The following is a 16,510-nucleotide window of genomic DNA, read 5'->3' on the forward strand; positions in this document are numbered from 1 at the left end:
TATATTTCATGGAGGTTTGTTATGATTAGATAAAATGATGCTTATGAAATCGAGGTACACATTACTGTTTAAACGGTGAACAAGATTTTTATTACTCATCTAGGGTTGGTGAATATATGTATGTAAATGAACAATATTATCTTTATAAAATAGCATATCAGCTTGTAACAGAAATGGAATTTGATATTTTACATATTGATTCAAATAATCATGAAATCTGGTTAGAAAAATATGAAGACAAGTTATCAAAAGTAGTCCGGCTTATCCATAAAGGTTTTGACTGGAAAAATCATTTAAAAAAAGATGTTGCTATCGTATTCCAGAAGACAAGAAATCTTAAACGCTTTATAAGAGGAAAAGAGATTGAGCTTCATAATATTTATGTTTCTACTTATCCACCTGTCGATGATTGGGAACTTCTCAAAAGGCCTATGAAATTAAAGGATAAAGCCAAAATCAATATGCGTGTATATTACTTTGATAGCAATAGCAATCATGAAGAGCTAGAAAGATTCCAACAACAGGCAGGAGTAAAGATTAATTTAGATGGCATAGCCTTAAGTACGTATGAACAAGAAAAAGTAACTGGAGATTATAAGCAATTTCTCATTGAAAAGCTTACATATAGAAGAAATGAAGTGGAAAATATTTTTACATTTGGAAAGCCGTTTTTCACCTATCTGATAATAGCACTTAATATTTTTATGTTTATTTGGCTAGAAGTAAGCGGCGGGAGTACTCAGATTGACACGTTAATTGATCTTGGTGCCAAATATAACCCTGGTATGATAGAGAACAATGAGTGGTGGCGTATCATTACCTCGATGTTTTTGCATATTGGTATTTTACATTTACTAATGAACTTGATTGCAGTGTACTATCTGGGAACAGCAGTCGAACGTATTTTTGGCAAATGGCGCTTTTTAATTATCTATCTATTAGCTGGTATAGGTGGCGGGCTGGCCAGCTTTGCTTTCTCGACAAATATATCTGCTGGTGCTTCTGGAGCGATTTTCGGTCTATTTGGTGCTCTGCTATTTTTTGGTACCGTTTATAAACAGGTCTTTCTCCAAACCATAGGAACAAATATTATTGCCATTTTAGCTATTAATCTTTTACTTGGTTTTATGGTCGAACAAATCGATATGGCAGCTCACATAGGCGGATTAATTGCTGGATTTATTGCATCTGCTATTGTAAATGTTCCTAAAAAGAAACAGATGAAAAGCCGAATTATCGCAAGTATTGGTTATCCTTTAATGTTGATTACTCTGTTTTTAATTGGCTATTACAATAATCTTCATAATCAAACTTATCACTTAATGAAAATAGAAGAATTATTATTAGCTAACAACTACACGGAGGTTGTAGAGGCAGCAACGGATGGATTAGAGCTGGAAGGTGATGATGAAGCGATCTTATTATTTCAACGATCCTATGCCTATTTAAAGCTGGGTAATATAGAAAAGGCTATTACGGATCTGGAAGAAAGTACGACCTATAATAACGCACCATCAGAGGCCTACTTTAATTTAGCTTTGTTGTATTACAATCAAGGAAACATAGATAGAGCTGCAGAATATATAGCAGAAGCGTACAAGAAGGATAGAAGTAATCCCGATTACCAAAAATTATATGAAGAAATCACAGGTAAATCGGTGGACAAATAGGGCGGTTATTCTTACACTCCTCTTTCCGTATAGAAATCATTTCTTCGTTAACACTAGAAGTAAATGAGGAAAGAGAGGTGTGAAAAACTTGGAGACAGAAAAACAGCCATTATTCGATTCATTTTCTAAAAATGTGGAATATATAAATAACCATTTAGGTGTGGATGAGAGTTTTGATTTAGTAAGGTTGGATTTAGAATATGCCGGTAGAGATATGGCAATATTTTTAGTGGATGGCTTTGCTAAAGACGATATTATGCACTTATTGATGAAATTCCTAGCAAAATTAAAACCAGAACAACTAGAGCCCGATACACTAAACAAGTTATTAAAAACATATATTCCTTATATGGAGTTAGATCAGATAGATGACTTAAATAAAGCAGCAGACTCCGTTTTGGCTGGTACTACAGCTTTAATAGTAGATGGTATAGATAAAATTATACTTATTGATGCACGGACTTATACGGTTCGTTCTCCAGAAGAACCAGATTTAGAACGAGTGGTAAGGGGCTCACGTGATGGGTATGTGGAAACAATCGTATTCAATACTTCTTTAACCCGGCGTAGAGTAAGAGACAGATCTTTACGTATGGAGTATCTGCAAATTGGCAGAAGATCAAAAACAGATGTTGCTGTCTGTTATTTAGCTGATATTGCTGATCAAAAAAGGGTAGACCACCTAAAACATATCTTAAAGAAAATAGATACCGATGGATTACCAATGGCAGAAAAAACCATTGAAGAATTCTTAAGTGGCAGACACTGGAACCCTTATCCATCCATACGTTATACGGAACGTCCTGATACAGCTGCAGCTCATTTATATGAAGGTCATGTTTTAATCATTATTGACGGGTCTCCGAGTGTGATGATCACGCCTTCTACCTTTTGGCAGCACCTGCAGCATGCTGAAGAATACAGGCAAAAGCCACTTGTGGGAGCTTATTTGAGAATGGTCCGGTATTTAGCAGTCTTCTTATCGATTTTTCTTTTGCCACTATATTATTTATTATCTGTTCAACCCGAGTTATTGCCAGCAGCATTAGAATTTATTGGACCAAACGAAAAAGGAAATATACCTTTACTGATTCAATTCTTGCTCGCTGAAATTGGTATGGATGTCTTACGTATGGCCGCTATACACAGTCCCTCTTCTTTAGCCACGGCACTTGGGCTAGTAGCTGCTATTCTAATTGGACAAATATCAGTAGAAGTTGGTTGGTTCTCTAATGAAGTCATTTTGTATATTGCTGTTGCTGCAATTGGAACTTATGCTACTCCAAGTTATGAAATGAGCTTGGCTAACCATATTGTAAGGATTGTCTTATTGCTTATAACAGCTGCATTCGGTGTAATTGGATATGTGGTAGGTATTACCTTATGGATTATTTATCTTGCTAGAATGGAGACATTCCGAATTCCTTATTTTTGGCCGTTTTTACCTTTTTCCTCATCAGGTTTTAAAGAAGTATTATTGCGTACTCCCGTTCCGCTTCACAGAAAGCGACCAGATTTCTTACATCCCCAAGACCCCGATCGTTAATGATCTGGGTCCTTTTTTTGGGTTAAAAATGTATTAAGTTATTGGAATTTGATATAATGGAGGTTGGTGATTAAATGAAAACTGTTTATGATGTCCAACAAGTATTGTTGAAATACGGAACACTTATTTATACTGGGGATCGTATTGGAGACCTGGAATTAATGGATATGGAATTGTATGAGTTATTTTCTTACCGATTTATTGAAAAAGAAACATATATGATAGGGAAATTGATTTTAAAAAAAGAAATAGCAAGATTAAAGGGAACGGAGTGAGCATTTTGAATAAAGAAATGATGGTTGGTGTAGATATCGGAGGTACAACTATTAAACTGGGATTTATTTCCCAAGAGGGAGAAATCTTAACTAAGTGGGAAATACCCACTAATACTGCTGAGGCTGGTCACTTTATTGTTGAGGATATATGGAACGCCGTTCATTCGAAATTAACACAGCTTTCCATTCCAAAGGAGAATATTCTAGGGATTGGTGTAGGTGCACCAGGTTTTATAGAAGCAGGTACCGGGCTGGTATATGAAGCAGTTAATATTGGTTGGAAAAATTTAGGATTAGCGAGAGAATTAAAAGAAAGATCCGGATTACCTGTATATGTCCAAAACGATGCTAACATTGCAGCTTTGGGAGAAAACTGGAAGGGTGCTGGACATCAAGCAAACAACATGATTGCTGTAACACTTGGCACAGGCGTTGGTGGAGGAGTTATAGCTAATGGAGCTATCTTAAACGGGGAAACTGGAATGGCTGGAGAGATCGGCCATATTAAGGTGGAGCCTAATGGTCAAAAGTGTAATTGTGGCGGTTATGGCTGTTTAGAGACAGTGTCATCTGCAACAGGAATTGTCCGTCAAGCATTAATAACGATAGAAGCAAATCCAGATAGTGCACTTGCAAAAGTAATGGAAAAATACGGGAGTGTATCCTCAAAGGATGTTATTGATTTAGCAGAACGAGGAGATGAACCAAGTAAACAAATTATCTCCTATTCTATGGATGTGCTTGGGCGGGCAATTGCAAATATGGCTACGATAATTAACCCTTCTATTATTTTAATTGGGGGCGGTGTTTCAAAAGCAGGTGATCCTTTGCTGCAAGAGGTGAAAAAGGCATTTCAGAAATATGCCATTCCAAAACTTGCTGAAGCCTGTGAAATTAGACTAGCTAAGTTAGGAAATGATGCTGGAATCATAGGTGCTGGATTTTTAGTATTACAGAATGTAAATAAATTGAAATAAAATAAATATTACAGGTTTATTATCTTCATAAAAGTGATATCATATTAAATGAATATTAATTAATTGTAAACTGAATGAAACCTTTTTTAAGTTAAATACGTCATATACTATGAATTGGAAACACCACTCGCATCCATCAATAGATTTAGATGGTTGGAGATGAGGAGGAATTTTATGAAATCTAAACTTCCAAGAGTACCACTATATGTTACAGCAAGCTTGTTGTTCGGTTTAAAAATATATATCACTTACCGCTTCTTGTTTGATATAGAGCTTGAAAATAACATGCAAGAGCTTATTTTATTTATTAATCCATTTGTATCTGCTTTTTTATTATTAGCAGTTAGTGTTTGGTTTAATAAACCGTCCAGACAAAGGAAGTATATAAGATATTCTGTGTTTATTGCTTCTTTTATCGTATATGCTAATCTAGTATTCTATAGACAATTTACTGATTTTATTACGATACCACAATTATTCATGGGAAGTAATATGTCAGATTTAGGATCTAGTATTCTAACCTTAATAAAGCCATATGATCTTCTTCTATTTTTGGATGTAGTGATTATTTGGGTGTTAAGTAAGAAGAAGCAGGAGAAATTAGTTGTTAACTATCAAAAAAGAGGTAAGGTATTTGCTCTTGCAATGTCCCTATTATTAGTTGCTGGTAATTTCTTCTTAGCTGAAATGGAAAGACCTCAATTATTTACTCGTGGGTTTGACAGGGAATATTTAGTTAAAAATATTGGGTTGTTTAATTATCATATTTATGACATCATCCAACATTCCAAGGCGGAATCGCAGCGAGTGTTTGCAGATGGAAATGAACTTAATGACATAAATGAGTATATTGACCAAAAAGTCGCACCAGATAAGAAATCAGATATGTTTGGAGCTGCAGAAGGGAAGAACGTTATTTGGATTAATGCAGAATCCCTTCAAAGCTTTGTTATTAACAATGAAGTAAATGGGGAAGAGGTAACACCATTCTTAAATAGTTTAATAGAAGACGAGGATACGTTTTATTTTGACAATTTTTACGAGCAGACAGGGCAAGGTAATACATCCGACTCTGAGTTTCTTGTAGAGAATTCATTATATCCTTTATCACGTGGTGCAGTATTCTTTACGCATGGTGGAAATGAGTATCACGCTATGCCAGAAATCCTAAGTGAAGAAGGATACACCTCTTCTGTACTGCATGCAAATAATGGCAGTTTCTGGAATAGATTTCAAATGTATGATAGTTTAGGTTTCGACCATTTCTATGATGAAAAAGCGTACGAGATTTCCGCTGAAAATTCTGTGGGCTGGGGATTAAAGGATAAACCATACTTTGAGCAGTCCATAAAATACTTGCAATCCATGGATGAGCCATACTATGCGAAATTTATAACACTTACAAACCATTTTCCATTTGAATTGGATGAGGAAGACAGATCCATTGAACCGTATAATTCTAACTCAAATACGTTAAATAATTACTTCCCAGCGGTTCGTTATATGGATGAGGCGATAGAAGATTTCTTCAATCAACTCGATGCTGCAGGTTTATATGAAGATTCTATCGTTGTAATTATGGGAGATCATATTGGTATTAGTGCGAATCACAATAAAGCAATGGCAATGTATCTAGGTAAAGAAGAAATTACACCTTATGACCAAGTGCAATTACAGCGTGTACCATTGTTTATTCACATCCCTGGAAATGGAGAGGGAGAGGTGATCTCTGAAGTAGCTGGGCAAATTGATATGAAACCAACGATATTAAGCTTGTTGGGAATAGAAGCAAACAAGGATATTTACTTTGGCAATGATTTATTTTCTGAAGATCGAAAAGGATTTATTGCCTTGAGAAATGGTGATTTTGTTAGTGATAATTATATATCTACAGCAGGAGTATGTTATGACCGCGAAACAGGAGAACCTGTTGAGGTACCTGAAGACAGCACGAATGAGGAAGAAACAGCAGATGCTTGTAGCGGTATTGGAGAAATGGTTCAAAAAGAATTGCAGTACTCCGATGATATAATCTATGGGGATCTATTAAGATTTCATGATTTTGAAGAGTAAAAAAGGGTCGTCATTTGATGACCCTTTTTTTGTTGGCTTTTAAATAAAGTGGGAACCAATTTTATTCAAATTAGTGCAAGGAACCGCTGCGGAAATACACTCCGCTTTCCGCTGGCGCTGCTGAGCCTCCTCGAGACTGTCGTCTCTGTGGGGTCTCACCTAGGCTTTCCGATGAACAGGACGTTCTAATGTCGGTGTTGGCCACAGGATGTGGCCGTTTTTAACCGACCTCCCGCAGGAATCTCCGCGTATTTCCTCCGCTAAGTTTGAGCTTTTCGACTTTCGTATTTATTACTGCAATAAGACATTAAATGAAGATCTATGAGACGTTATTAACAGTACTTACACAACAAATAAAGCAGAAAATCTCAATTAGCGTAGGCAGAATACGTAGACTCCTACGGGAATAGCACGTGTCCGAAGACCCCGCAGCGGTGGTTTTTCCGCGAGGAGGCTGAGGCCGTGCCCGTGGAAAGAGGAGTATTCTGCCGAAGCGGCTTCTAGCGCACACCATCATTAGAACAAGCGAGAGTATGATCAGAAGAATCCGACGTAGTGAAAATGTTATTTCCTCTCAATTGCGAAGATAAGAGCAAAAAAAGAATAAAAAATAAAGGCAAGGTAGCTTGTACCTTGCCCTTATGAGAAAAAGTTTACGTTTTCATTATTATAGCGAAGATAGTTCAGAAATAATGGTTGCAATAGAAAAGAAACCAAAAGCAATAGCCGTCAGCCCTGAGAAAAGTAATGCCAGGATATTCTTATACTTTAACTGGCGTACGATAGATACTACAGCTAACAAGGCTACCAATAAAAATAGAATTCCTAAAACGATATTCATTTTTAAACCTCCTTTGCCCATTCTCCCCTAAGTAAATTGATTGAAATTTACTTTTATATTAATATGTAAGTACATAAATACTAATATCATTTTATAATAATGAATAGATTTTGTCGAGATAAATGAAGGCATTTTCATTATATTCAGATCAGAGGAGAAAAGATGGAAGTTCATTCTTTACCAGTAGGGCCTATTGGCACAAATTGCTATTTAATTGTAAAAGAAAGGGAAGTACTAATTGTAGATCCGGGCGGAGAGCCTAACAAAATAATTCGCTTTATTGAAAATAACGGCTACCAACCAATGGCCATATTATTAACACATGCACATTTTGATCATATTGGTGCGGTGGATGAGTTACGAAGTAAATATGCGGTAGAGGTTTACATTCACGAGACAGAGCAAGACTGGTTAAGTGATCCAAAGCTAAACGGTTCTTATGCTTTCATTGGAAAAGAGATAGTCGTGAGGGATGCGGACCAACTATTTAATGAAGGGGAATTAAAGATTGGCGGATTTTCCTTTCAAGTTGCACATACTCCCGGTCACTCGCCGGGCAGTGTCAGTTTTATTTTTAGTAACGAAGAGTTCATTATTGGGGGAGATGTATTATTTAGAGAAGGTATTGGCCGAACAGATTTGATTAACGGGGATATAAAACAGCTTCAGTTATCGATTAAGGAACATTTCTATACTCTTCCTGAGAACTATAAAGTATATCCAGGCCATGGCCCGTTAACTACTATAAAACATGAGAAGATGAATAACCCATTTGTTGCAGGTTAACTGGCTGTAAGATTCTTCATGAGAAGAATTCAGGTAGAATACAAGGATTGTGAGCGGGAGAGTGATTCTTGTCAAACGCTCTATTCATTGGGGCTCCAGGAAGTAGATCGCAAAGACATTGCAACAGAAGGTTTCGGTGAGGGTAGAAAGCGCAGATCACAGGATATAGCGGGTATAGTCTTAGTTCCTCCTCACCGGTGCGTAAAAGAACTTCCTACAGAGTGAAGTTTCACTCAAACCCAGCATAATAGTAAAAAGAACCCAGCACTCTGTAGAAATAGAGCTGGGTTCTCTTTTAATGGCCGAAACCGGGTACTAGTATAAATTCGGAATACCATGTAAATCCAATCATAAAAATTGTACAATAAGCACCGAATAAATACATATACATTCTCTCAGACAACTTCAAATAACCTAATGTAAGGAAAAATACCGTTTGAGCCAGGAATAATAACGCTGCCCCATTCATATCTCCAACATAGAACATTACTGTGAATATCCCTGTCCAAAAGGCAAGTACACGAAACATTCTATCCATGCAAAGTACCCCCTTTAGTTAACGTTATCATTGCTATTATAAACAAAATTTTCCAACTTGTAAATGAAACTTATCAGACACCGGGGATATTTGCGGTATATAAACAATTTTCGCAACCATTGGCAATCGTGTTTTCTTCCATGAATAGCTCTACGTCGTTAAACAATGCCTGAAACATTCCTTTAATAAAGGCATGGTGCATTTGACAAATTAGATCGGGATTTATTGTCACGGCTTCTTTAAAAGGGCAATTATTAACTTGAAAAGATACAGAATGCTTTTCTTCATTATATTCGAATTGTGAATACAAGCCTAACATAGAAGAAGCTTCTTTAAGCAGGATTACTTTTTGCTCCGTGCTACGTAATTTGCAGGCAATAATCTACCATGCAGTATTTAGCGGGGAGAAATCCCCGCTATTGAATAGGATACTCCAACCTAAATGTATCAGATATAGTGTAGCTTATAGGTTCGTTTAGAGGATAGATGGTAAAGGAAGCATGGATGGCTGTTTCTGTAACTGATATAAGTGTTATTTTAACTTCGCCATCAGGAAGTGAATAAGACCTCTCTTTACCAGGTGGAAGAGCAGAAGTGAGTTCATCTTGAAACAATACTCTAGAACTTTGGAAGAGTGTTTCTATTTTTACTTGCTGGATTTGATGCTTTGTCATATTCCGTTCATTAATAAAAAGCTGTATATTTGTATTCACTACTAATATCAGAATAGCAATGATAAATAAGACAACTGGAAACATGAAACCTCTTTGATTATCTATGATAATTGGAAATCGTCTTTTCATAGGTATCTCCTAGCAGGTTGGTAACCTTAATTCTCACCCCATATGTGTAAGAAGTTACTTGAAATGCCTTAACGTCACGCAAATAAATTTCATGTCCTCTTCCATCTAATTGTCTTCTTATGACATCTTGGTACAATGAGAAGCTGACTACCGAATCGTCTTCTTGTATTAATGTAAGCTTTTCCTCTTGAATAAGTGTCTTTTTAGCATGAATAACTTCATCGCGTATCAATTGGAAAAAATGATGTACTGCTAACTCTTCATAATTCGATTGATGATGTACACTATTTATTAAATATCCTATAAAAGGCAAGGTCATGCTTATGATAGCTATCGCAACAAATAAAGTGATAAAGGAAAATCCTTGTTCAGTTCGGTGGTATTCCATACAAACATATTTCTTCCATTTTTTCCCTTGCATTTTCCCATTGAGCACATCCTTTTATATAAATTAAATCTTTTTCAATAGATAATTCAACAAGCTGGTTGTTTATTTGTTCTTTAGAAGAGTGAGGCAAAGATTCTTTTGTCCAAAGATAGATTTGTAGTTCATCGTGAAGAGCATGCACGATATGGCGCCTATTATCCAGTATCGATAGTTCTTTATCCAGTTGTGAGATGAGAGGGATAAAAAATATGATTACCGTTAAGAGAAGGGTAGAAGCAATGATAACCTCCACTAAGGTAAATCCTTCATCTTTGCAAGATGTAAAACCTCCCTTTGCCAAATGGAAAGATGGCATGGTAATTATCCTCCTTATTTGAAAAAACAATGGTTCGTGGTTTTAAGACTGTGCCTGACTTGTTAAAAGAGAGTTTATCCTCTCCACGTGTATCGATCGACCATTGTGGCGGATAATCTCTAGAGATATAGGCTTTAGTACCACGATAAAGTATATACTTATCCTGAAAGAACTGGATACGTAGATGTTCATTAGATGTAGCAGTTATCGTTTGTAAATACATCACATCCGATTGGAATAATTCTAGAAATTGCTGTCCTCGAATTTTCTCTAAAGTTGTGCTTTTTATGATAGGGGTAATTAGTACAAAGACAGAGAGAATACTTAGTGCAAGCAGTAATTCTAATAATGTAAAACCATAAGAATCCCTCATGTCGAGGTAGAATCATAAGGATTAATAATTTGATGGTTACTGTCCATTTCTAAATCTTCTCCATTTGGACAAGTTGTTTGTTCTTCTTTAATATAGCTATTGTTTACAAGCTCATCCAAACTTGAAGGATAGTCGTCATTTTCGATATAGAATGTTTCAACTTGAGCTTGAACTAGAGAAACAAGGGCATCGCAGCCTTTCTCGTTAACATCAGCTGTTCTTCCGCTTAGATTCGGTACAATTAGAATGATGAGAACCGTAATAATCATTAAGACAATTAACATTTCAATCAAAGTAAACCCTTTATTATTACTATACATAATGTTACCTCCATTATATTGTTTTGATTAGTTGAAACATGGGCCACATAAGCGTAACGTAAATAAATATAACGAATAAACCAATTGCTAAAAATAAGATTGGCTGAATGAGTGTTATCAGTTTAGTTATCTGTTGTTCAATCTCTTCTAATTTAAACTCACTGTATAGGGCTAAATCCTTCTCCAGAATTTCTGCATCAGAATTTTTATGGAAAATGGTTGTTAAGTGATTTTCTAAAAATGAGAAGTTGGACAGGATGTAGGAGAGATGGATACCTTTGGATAGTTCATTCATCATGATAGAAGAATAGTGGGCGATAAGGGGTAATCGCTTCTGATTTGCCATATGATATATAATATCTTTAAACGGGATTCCAGATTTTAATAATGAACGAAAATGGGTTGCAAAAAAATAGGAGGTTTGTACTTTTAAATACTGTCGATATACGGGAATACGTTCAAGAATCCTTATTTGCTCTTCGATTGGTAATTTAGGTTGTACATATTTCCATAGTACTAAGAAAACTAAACAGGTAAGAACAACAAATAATGTACACGTAATAAGGAGGTCAACAGATAAGATTGAGAGCTTTACAGTGGAATAGGATTTCGGATTTGATTGGAACATATCTACAAAGGAAGGTAATATGGTTGTTTTAATAAAAAAGAGCAGGATTGTGAAAATAAAGATTAGAAACAATGGATACCGGATTATTTGTTGAAACTTTTTCGTGTGTCTTATACGCTGCTTAAACATATTGGAACATTGTGCTAAACTTCCTTCTAAATCATTATTGGCTCGAACGAAAAATAAAAATGTGGTAATTGATGAATCGAACCCAGCTTTATCCATTGCTTTATCAATGCTTGCTCCATGTTTTAATTCGTGAATAATATGATCGGCTGGTTTCACAAATGGCCTATCCCATTTTAAAGCTTCTAAAGCTTCTATTGTTGAGTATCCATTGTTTAATAGTTGATATAGTTTTTCAATAAAACGCTGTTGTTGTTCCTTTGTTATTTGATTATTTTGTTTCATGGTAAGTTTCTTCATTGATAAATCCATATGCAAATGCTTTCCTCCTTAATTTCTCAAATGTCTCTAATTGAAAATCATGGACATCAACTCCTTTCACAGCTTTCTCAAGATATTCTCCTTCTAAAAGTTCAAGAATAGCAGCTCGTTTTTGAACAGTATTAGGCATATGGAGGGGAATTAATTGGGTGGAAGCTACAGCGATAAGTGTTTGTATAATATCCATCTTTCGAATTCCCATCTCTAGTAAACGCTGAATAGTTCCAACAGCATTTTTAGCGTGAAGCGTACTAAGAACTAGATGCCCCGTTAATGCGGCTTCAAACACGAATGAAGCAGTATATTTATCTCTAATTTCGCCAATCATAATAATATCCGGATCATGCCTAAGTGCAGCCTTCAATCCTGTTTGGTAAGTAACTCCAGCTTTCTCATTGACTTGTACTTGCAGGATATCCTGTAACTCTTTTTCAATAGGATCTTCCAATGTAATGGTTTGATATGATTTTTCCTTAAGGATGGTTTCAAGCAGTGTATATAAAGCTGTTGTTTTTCCACTGCCAGTTGGTCCTGTCAATAAGATTAAACCAGAACGGTTTGCAATCCATTCTTTAATCCTTTTCACCTGGTAAGGAAATAAAAAGAGGTCTTGAAGGGAATATTGTTGATCTTGTGGAAGAATACGAATGGCTAGGCTTTCCATATTGTTCAAAGGTAAGGTAGATAAGCGAAGGGAATAGGATGCATTGTTCTGTTGATATTGATAAGCACCGTTTTGAGGTTTTCTCGTTTCTCCTATGTCCATGCCGGAGATGAACTTATAGTGGGATAGCAGCAAATGATAATGTTGTGGTGTTATTTTCTTATAGAGCATTCTTTTCCCAAGTATGCGAAAATATATATTAGTCGCGCTGGGAAAGGGAGAAAAATGGATATCGGTTGATTCGCGGAGAAGTGCGGCTTTCAGCAATTGGCCGGAGAAAGTGAAGGAAGTATTCAAGGATTAAACTCAACTCCTGTTTCATATCAAATTGTCTTGCGTATAAAGATTTCGACAGGTTCTCTTATAACCCTTCTTTTTTCGTGTAAATTTAATGTAAATTTGAATAGAGATATATTCGCAGTTTAAACTATCTATACGAATTTCTAAAAGAGGTGACTATTAAATGTCAGGAAATGATTATATCAAGTTTTTAACAGAACAATTTGTCTCTTATATGGATTTGCCACCAGAGGAAAAGAAAAAGCGAAGAGTTGAAGGAAATGAACGGCCCAGTATTTCAAATCGTTGGTTTGGAGTATTACCTTTTGCTTTTAAATCGATAAGGAAAAAGGCAGAATAGCGGTTTGTCTCTGACTGCTATTCTGCCTTTATATTAATTTAAAAGATAAAAAATTCCGCCATTGATGGTTTCAATTGAAATAATCGGGCTATATCTTTCTTTTATGGCTTCCATCTCTTTATTCATTTGTTCACTATGTTCTTCGTCCTGATAGAAATGACGGAGGGTTTTTAATTCTTCATTTAGGGTTTTCAAAGAATCTTGTGCCCATTCATGTGTTTGATTTTCAATATAATTAAGAATGACAGATTCAATTCTCTTAAAGCCACTTTGAATTTTAATCATAGGAGAAATAGTATAGCAATAATCACTAATCGTTGCTTGTAAGGGCAGGGTTTTAAGATGATTCATCATTTCCAATTTCATATTACCTGTGACTAATTGTAAACCAATGGATATGATTTCATCCTTTTTATGTTTGCCTCTGTAACTAACTTTTAAATTTGTAACTAACCAAGGATAAAGAGCTGTATTCTTCGTCGTTGTAACTTGCTGAAAAAGCTTTGTATATCGTTCATTCTCTTTTAAATGGCGAATTAACTGCTGTAATCTTGGGCTTCCAAAGTGAATCCATTCACCCTTTTCTGCTTCACGTTTTTCTGGGTTCGTAATTAGGGTTAGTGTCATGGGCTCCCCATCTCTGCCGATTTTTTTAATGTAATGCCAATAAAATGGACGATTCATAATGGCTCGGTCCATTTCCTCGGTTAATTGTATTTGAAGGACCCCGTCTTGATTAGTTAGAATCTGACAATGGTGATTGGTAAAATAATCATGTAAAAACTGATTAAGATTAGTGATTGCCATACCTCTCAGCCTCCTGTTCCCCAAGAGAATGTTCTATGATACTCGTTAGGTTGTCTAGTTTAATTTTAACTTCACCAATAGAATTCGATTCAGCATAGATTTTCTCAATTTCACTTTCCATACTGTTAATATTTAAATCCGCTAAAATATCATCTAAATTTCCAATTACTTGTTCGAAGAGATTAATTTTCTCATATAATAATGTCATAATGTGTTCTTCCATCGTCTCTTTTATGGCAAAATTATAAATCTGGACATCCTTTTCTTGTCCATATCGATGTATTCTCCCAATTCGCTGCTCTACTCTCATAGGATTCCAAGGGAGATCATAATTAATCAAGTGATTACAAAATTGTAGATTTATTCCCTCTCCACCCGCTTCGGTTGCGATTAATACCTGTACATGGTCCTTGAACAGCTGTTTCATCCAATCCTTTTTACTGCGTTTGAATCCACCACGGAAAGGGACGGATTTAAAGCCATGTTGCTGTAAGTACCATTGCAGATATAATTGACTTGCCCGGTATTCAGTGAAAATAATGACCTTCTCATCGCCTACCTCTTTCATAATATCCACTACACGCTTTGCTTTGGCATGATGGGGGAGTCTTCCGATTTTTTCCATTATATTTTGTACAATAGGGTTATCGCCATACTCCTCTATACTCTTCTTTAATGACAGAAAGCAGGCCTCTCGGGAGGAACAAAGTTCTCTTAAATAGGTTATTTTTGAAAAGGTAGAGAAATTTTGAGTAGTTGCTTCCAGTTCCTTATACACTTCCATCTCTTCATTAGAAAATTCTATCCATACTGTTTCTATATTTCGCTTTGTTTGGTTTAATGCAGTAGCTTTCCTTGTATTTCTAATCATTACTTTCTGAATTAGCTGTTTCAAGTAGGCATCCTGTTTAATGTTTTTCCGGTCTTTTCCATACCTGTCCAGGAAGCTTTCATAATTGCCTAGATGGCCAGGCTTAAGAATCGAAATGAGATTAAATACTTCAATTAGCTGATTTTGGACTGGGGTAGCAGTAAGCAATAAGCAATATTTCTTTTTCAGCGATTGAACAAATTCATAGTTTTTCGTTTTATGATTTTTTAACTTATGCGCCTCATCTATAAGTATAAAATCATATTCCATTTCTAAGATATTCTCTCTGTTGGGTGAGCGTTTAGCTGTATCCAAGGACGAAATAATGACATTTTGATCCCAGCTATAATTCTTTCGATGAGCCACAGCGGGAATATAAAACTTCTCATTCAATTCCCTTTCCCATTGCGAGACAAGGGAAGCAGGTACAAGAATCAACGCATTATTAACTAAGCCTCTTACCATGTACTCTTTTAGAATTAAACCGGCTTCGATTGTTTTTCCTAATCCTACTTCATCTGCAAGAATGGCTCGCCCATTCATAAGTTCAATTGCCGTTTCGGCAGCCTTTATTTGATGTTCTAAAAAGGTTACATGTGGGAGATATTCCAACGCTTTTAGTCCTGTAAAAGTAGGGCTGCTAGTTGTTATTTCTGCTTCATAAGCCATTGAAAATAGCTCCCAGCTTGAAAAAGTTCCATCTTTTTCTAGTCTTGATTCTAACTCATTGATAAATTGTAAATCTTTCTTTATTTGAATAGAATCCATGCTTTTACTTCCTTTATATATTAATGTATTAATTAACTGAATTTTATGTAATGATTTTATGAACTTCTGAAAATTATAGTATATTGTAATTATGCTGGTAAGTAAGAGTTAGATACTGGCAAAAAAAGAGTGCAATATATAGTATAACCAACAATTAAATTTATATGATGCAGATGATTAAAAGGGGAGAGCATACTAGGATAGTAACTCCAAAGGAGCAAGTGATACTTGAATATCTCAGACAAAGAGTTTATTTTATGACACAACTCTGGTAAGTTTACATTTTATATATTATGTAAACTAATTGCGAAGCAAATACTTATGAAGGATAAATGCGCTCATAAGTGTGCAACTCCCTGGATCTACCTTATAATCACCATTGTATAAATGTATTCGTTTATCAGACAGTAAACAGAAGTAATTATATAAGAACTTTTATATATTACTAAACGGTTACTTGGCTTTGTTTATCATCCTTTTGAACGTAGAAGAAGCAATGATGATGGAACCAACTGAAATCGAATACAAAGAAACGGTAGATGAATTGATTGAATCCAGGCTTCAAATTGAACGAGAGACAGAAGAAAATCTAGATATCATCCTAGAAGCACCCCATCTCACGGTCATAAAACGCATGGATGAAGCGTTAACTGCACGTCAGCCTGTGCTAAGAAACAAGTAAAGTGAATAAAAAACCCTCAAGGTTAAACTTGAGGGTTTCTATTTTATGTCAGGAGTAT

At 35.6% G+C, this 16,510-nt stretch carries 20 protein-coding genes; 8 read left to right on the plus strand and 12 right to left on the minus strand.

The annotated features are described in order from the left end of the window. Positions 1–116: 116 nt before the first annotated feature. From D8M04_RS02030 to D8M04_RS02050, 5 genes are all read left to right on the plus strand, one after another. Positions 117–1,670, plus strand: a complete 1,554-nt coding sequence (locus tag D8M04_RS02030) for a rhomboid family intramembrane serine protease (protein ID WP_121520903.1) — start codon at positions 117–119, stop codon at positions 1,668–1,670. 88 nt (positions 1,671–1,758) lie between these two features. Further along, complete coding sequence (locus D8M04_RS02035) at positions 1,759–3,216, plus strand: spore germination protein (RefSeq protein ID WP_121520905.1); 1,458 nt, start codon at positions 1,759–1,761, stop codon at positions 3,214–3,216. 74 nt (positions 3,217–3,290) lie between these two features. Beyond that, a complete protein-coding gene (locus D8M04_RS02040) occupies positions 3,291–3,491 on the plus strand; it encodes a YqgQ family protein (protein WP_121520907.1) in 201 nt (66 codons plus the stop codon). Between the two features lie 5 nt (positions 3,492–3,496). Next, positions 3,497–4,468, plus strand: coding sequence for an ROK family glucokinase (locus tag D8M04_RS02045; protein ID WP_121520909.1), 972 nt, complete (start codon positions 3,497–3,499; stop codon positions 4,466–4,468). A 174-nt stretch (positions 4,469–4,642) separates the two neighbouring features. Beyond that, the gene (locus tag D8M04_RS02050; RefSeq protein ID WP_121520911.1) at positions 4,643–6,541 is read left to right on the plus strand and encodes an LTA synthase family protein; all 1,899 of its coding nucleotides are present in this window, start codon (positions 4,643–4,645) and stop codon (positions 6,539–6,541) included. Positions 6,542–7,208: 667 nt separating this feature from the next. Here the strand turns inward: D8M04_RS02050 and D8M04_RS02055 are convergent. Then, positions 7,209–7,382: a DUF2759 family protein gene (locus D8M04_RS02055; RefSeq protein WP_121520913.1), complete on the minus strand. Its 174-nt coding sequence runs from the start codon at positions 7,380–7,382 to the stop codon at positions 7,209–7,211. A 162-nt stretch (positions 7,383–7,544) separates the two neighbouring features. Between D8M04_RS02055 and D8M04_RS02060 the strand changes: the two genes are divergently transcribed. Further along, entirely contained in the window at positions 7,545–8,168 is a 624-nt protein-coding gene (locus tag D8M04_RS02060; RefSeq protein ID WP_121520915.1) for an MBL fold metallo-hydrolase, read from the plus strand. 295 nt (positions 8,169–8,463) lie between these two features. Here the strand turns inward: D8M04_RS02060 and D8M04_RS02065 are convergent, their stop codons facing one another. The 9 genes from D8M04_RS02065 to comGA form a co-directional block, all read right to left on the minus strand. Continuing rightward, positions 8,464–8,706 carry a DUF2626 domain-containing protein gene (locus tag D8M04_RS02065; protein ID WP_121520917.1) on the minus strand — a complete coding sequence of 81 codons (243 nt, stop codon included), beginning with the start codon at positions 8,704–8,706 and terminating at the stop codon, positions 8,464–8,466. A gap of 73 nt (positions 8,707–8,779) precedes the next feature. Further along, positions 8,780–9,025 carry a methanogen output domain 1-containing protein gene (locus D8M04_RS02070; protein WP_121520920.1) on the minus strand — a complete coding sequence of 82 codons (246 nt, stop codon included), beginning with the start codon at positions 9,023–9,025 and terminating at the stop codon, positions 8,780–8,782. 97 nt (positions 9,026–9,122) lie between these two features. Beyond that, positions 9,123–9,509, minus strand: a complete 387-nt coding sequence (locus D8M04_RS02075) for a hypothetical protein (protein WP_121520922.1) — start codon at positions 9,507–9,509, stop codon at positions 9,123–9,125. Then, positions 9,478–9,897, minus strand: a complete 420-nt coding sequence (locus D8M04_RS02080; protein ID WP_222928570.1) for a ComGF family competence protein — start codon at positions 9,895–9,897, stop codon at positions 9,478–9,480. The genes D8M04_RS02075 and D8M04_RS02080 overlap by 32 nt, the downstream gene beginning before the upstream one ends. Continuing rightward, a complete protein-coding gene (locus D8M04_RS02085; protein ID WP_121520926.1) occupies positions 9,878–10,252 on the minus strand; it encodes a hypothetical protein in 375 nt (124 codons plus the stop codon). Before D8M04_RS02085 ends, D8M04_RS02080 begins: the two co-directional genes overlap by 20 nt. Continuing rightward, positions 10,203–10,625 (minus strand): competence type IV pilus minor pilin ComGD, encoded by a 423-nt coding sequence (gene comGD / locus D8M04_RS20675; protein WP_121520928.1) that lies wholly within the window; start codon positions 10,623–10,625, stop codon positions 10,203–10,205. Before comGD ends, D8M04_RS02085 begins: the two co-directional genes overlap by 50 nt. Continuing rightward, positions 10,622–10,945, minus strand: coding sequence for a competence type IV pilus major pilin ComGC (gene comGC, locus D8M04_RS02095; protein WP_121520930.1), 324 nt, complete (start codon positions 10,943–10,945; stop codon positions 10,622–10,624). The genes comGD and comGC overlap by 4 nt, the downstream gene beginning before the upstream one ends. 13 nt (positions 10,946–10,958) lie before the next feature. After that, positions 10,959–12,011 carry a competence type IV pilus assembly protein ComGB gene (comGB, locus tag D8M04_RS02100; RefSeq protein ID WP_246001112.1) on the minus strand — a complete coding sequence of 351 codons (1,053 nt, stop codon included), beginning with the start codon at positions 12,009–12,011 and terminating at the stop codon, positions 10,959–10,961. Next, entirely contained in the window at positions 11,971–12,981 is a 1,011-nt protein-coding gene (gene comGA, locus D8M04_RS02105) for a competence type IV pilus ATPase ComGA (RefSeq protein ID WP_121520934.1), read from the minus strand. The genes comGB and comGA overlap by 41 nt, the downstream gene beginning before the upstream one ends. A gap of 166 nt (positions 12,982–13,147) precedes the next feature. Between comGA and D8M04_RS02110 the strand changes: the two genes are divergently transcribed. Next, the gene (locus D8M04_RS02110; RefSeq protein ID WP_121520936.1) at positions 13,148–13,324 is read left to right on the plus strand and encodes a YqzE family protein; all 177 of its coding nucleotides are present in this window, start codon (positions 13,148–13,150) and stop codon (positions 13,322–13,324) included. Between the two features lie 33 nt (positions 13,325–13,357). On the opposite strand, the gene D8M04_RS02115 is transcribed toward D8M04_RS02110, so the two are convergent. Both D8M04_RS02115 and D8M04_RS02120 read right to left on the minus strand, forming a co-directional pair. After that, positions 13,358–14,131 carry a YqhG family protein gene (locus tag D8M04_RS02115; RefSeq protein ID WP_121520938.1) on the minus strand — a complete coding sequence of 258 codons (774 nt, stop codon included), beginning with the start codon at positions 14,129–14,131 and terminating at the stop codon, positions 13,358–13,360. After that, complete coding sequence (locus D8M04_RS02120) at positions 14,118–15,770, minus strand: DEAD/DEAH box helicase (protein ID WP_121520940.1); 1,653 nt, start codon at positions 15,768–15,770, stop codon at positions 14,118–14,120. Before D8M04_RS02120 ends, D8M04_RS02115 begins: the two co-directional genes overlap by 14 nt. A gap of 499 nt (positions 15,771–16,269) precedes the next feature. Between D8M04_RS02120 and D8M04_RS02125 the strand changes: the two genes are divergently transcribed. Further along, entirely contained in the window at positions 16,270–16,452 is a 183-nt protein-coding gene (locus tag D8M04_RS02125) for a hypothetical protein (RefSeq protein ID WP_121520942.1), read from the plus strand. Positions 16,453–16,510: the final 58 nt, after the last annotated feature.

This window comes from Oceanobacillus piezotolerans (genome assembly GCF_003665065.1).
Classification (GTDB): domain Bacteria; phylum Bacillota; class Bacilli; order Bacillales; family Amphibacillaceae; genus Oceanobacillus; species Oceanobacillus piezotolerans.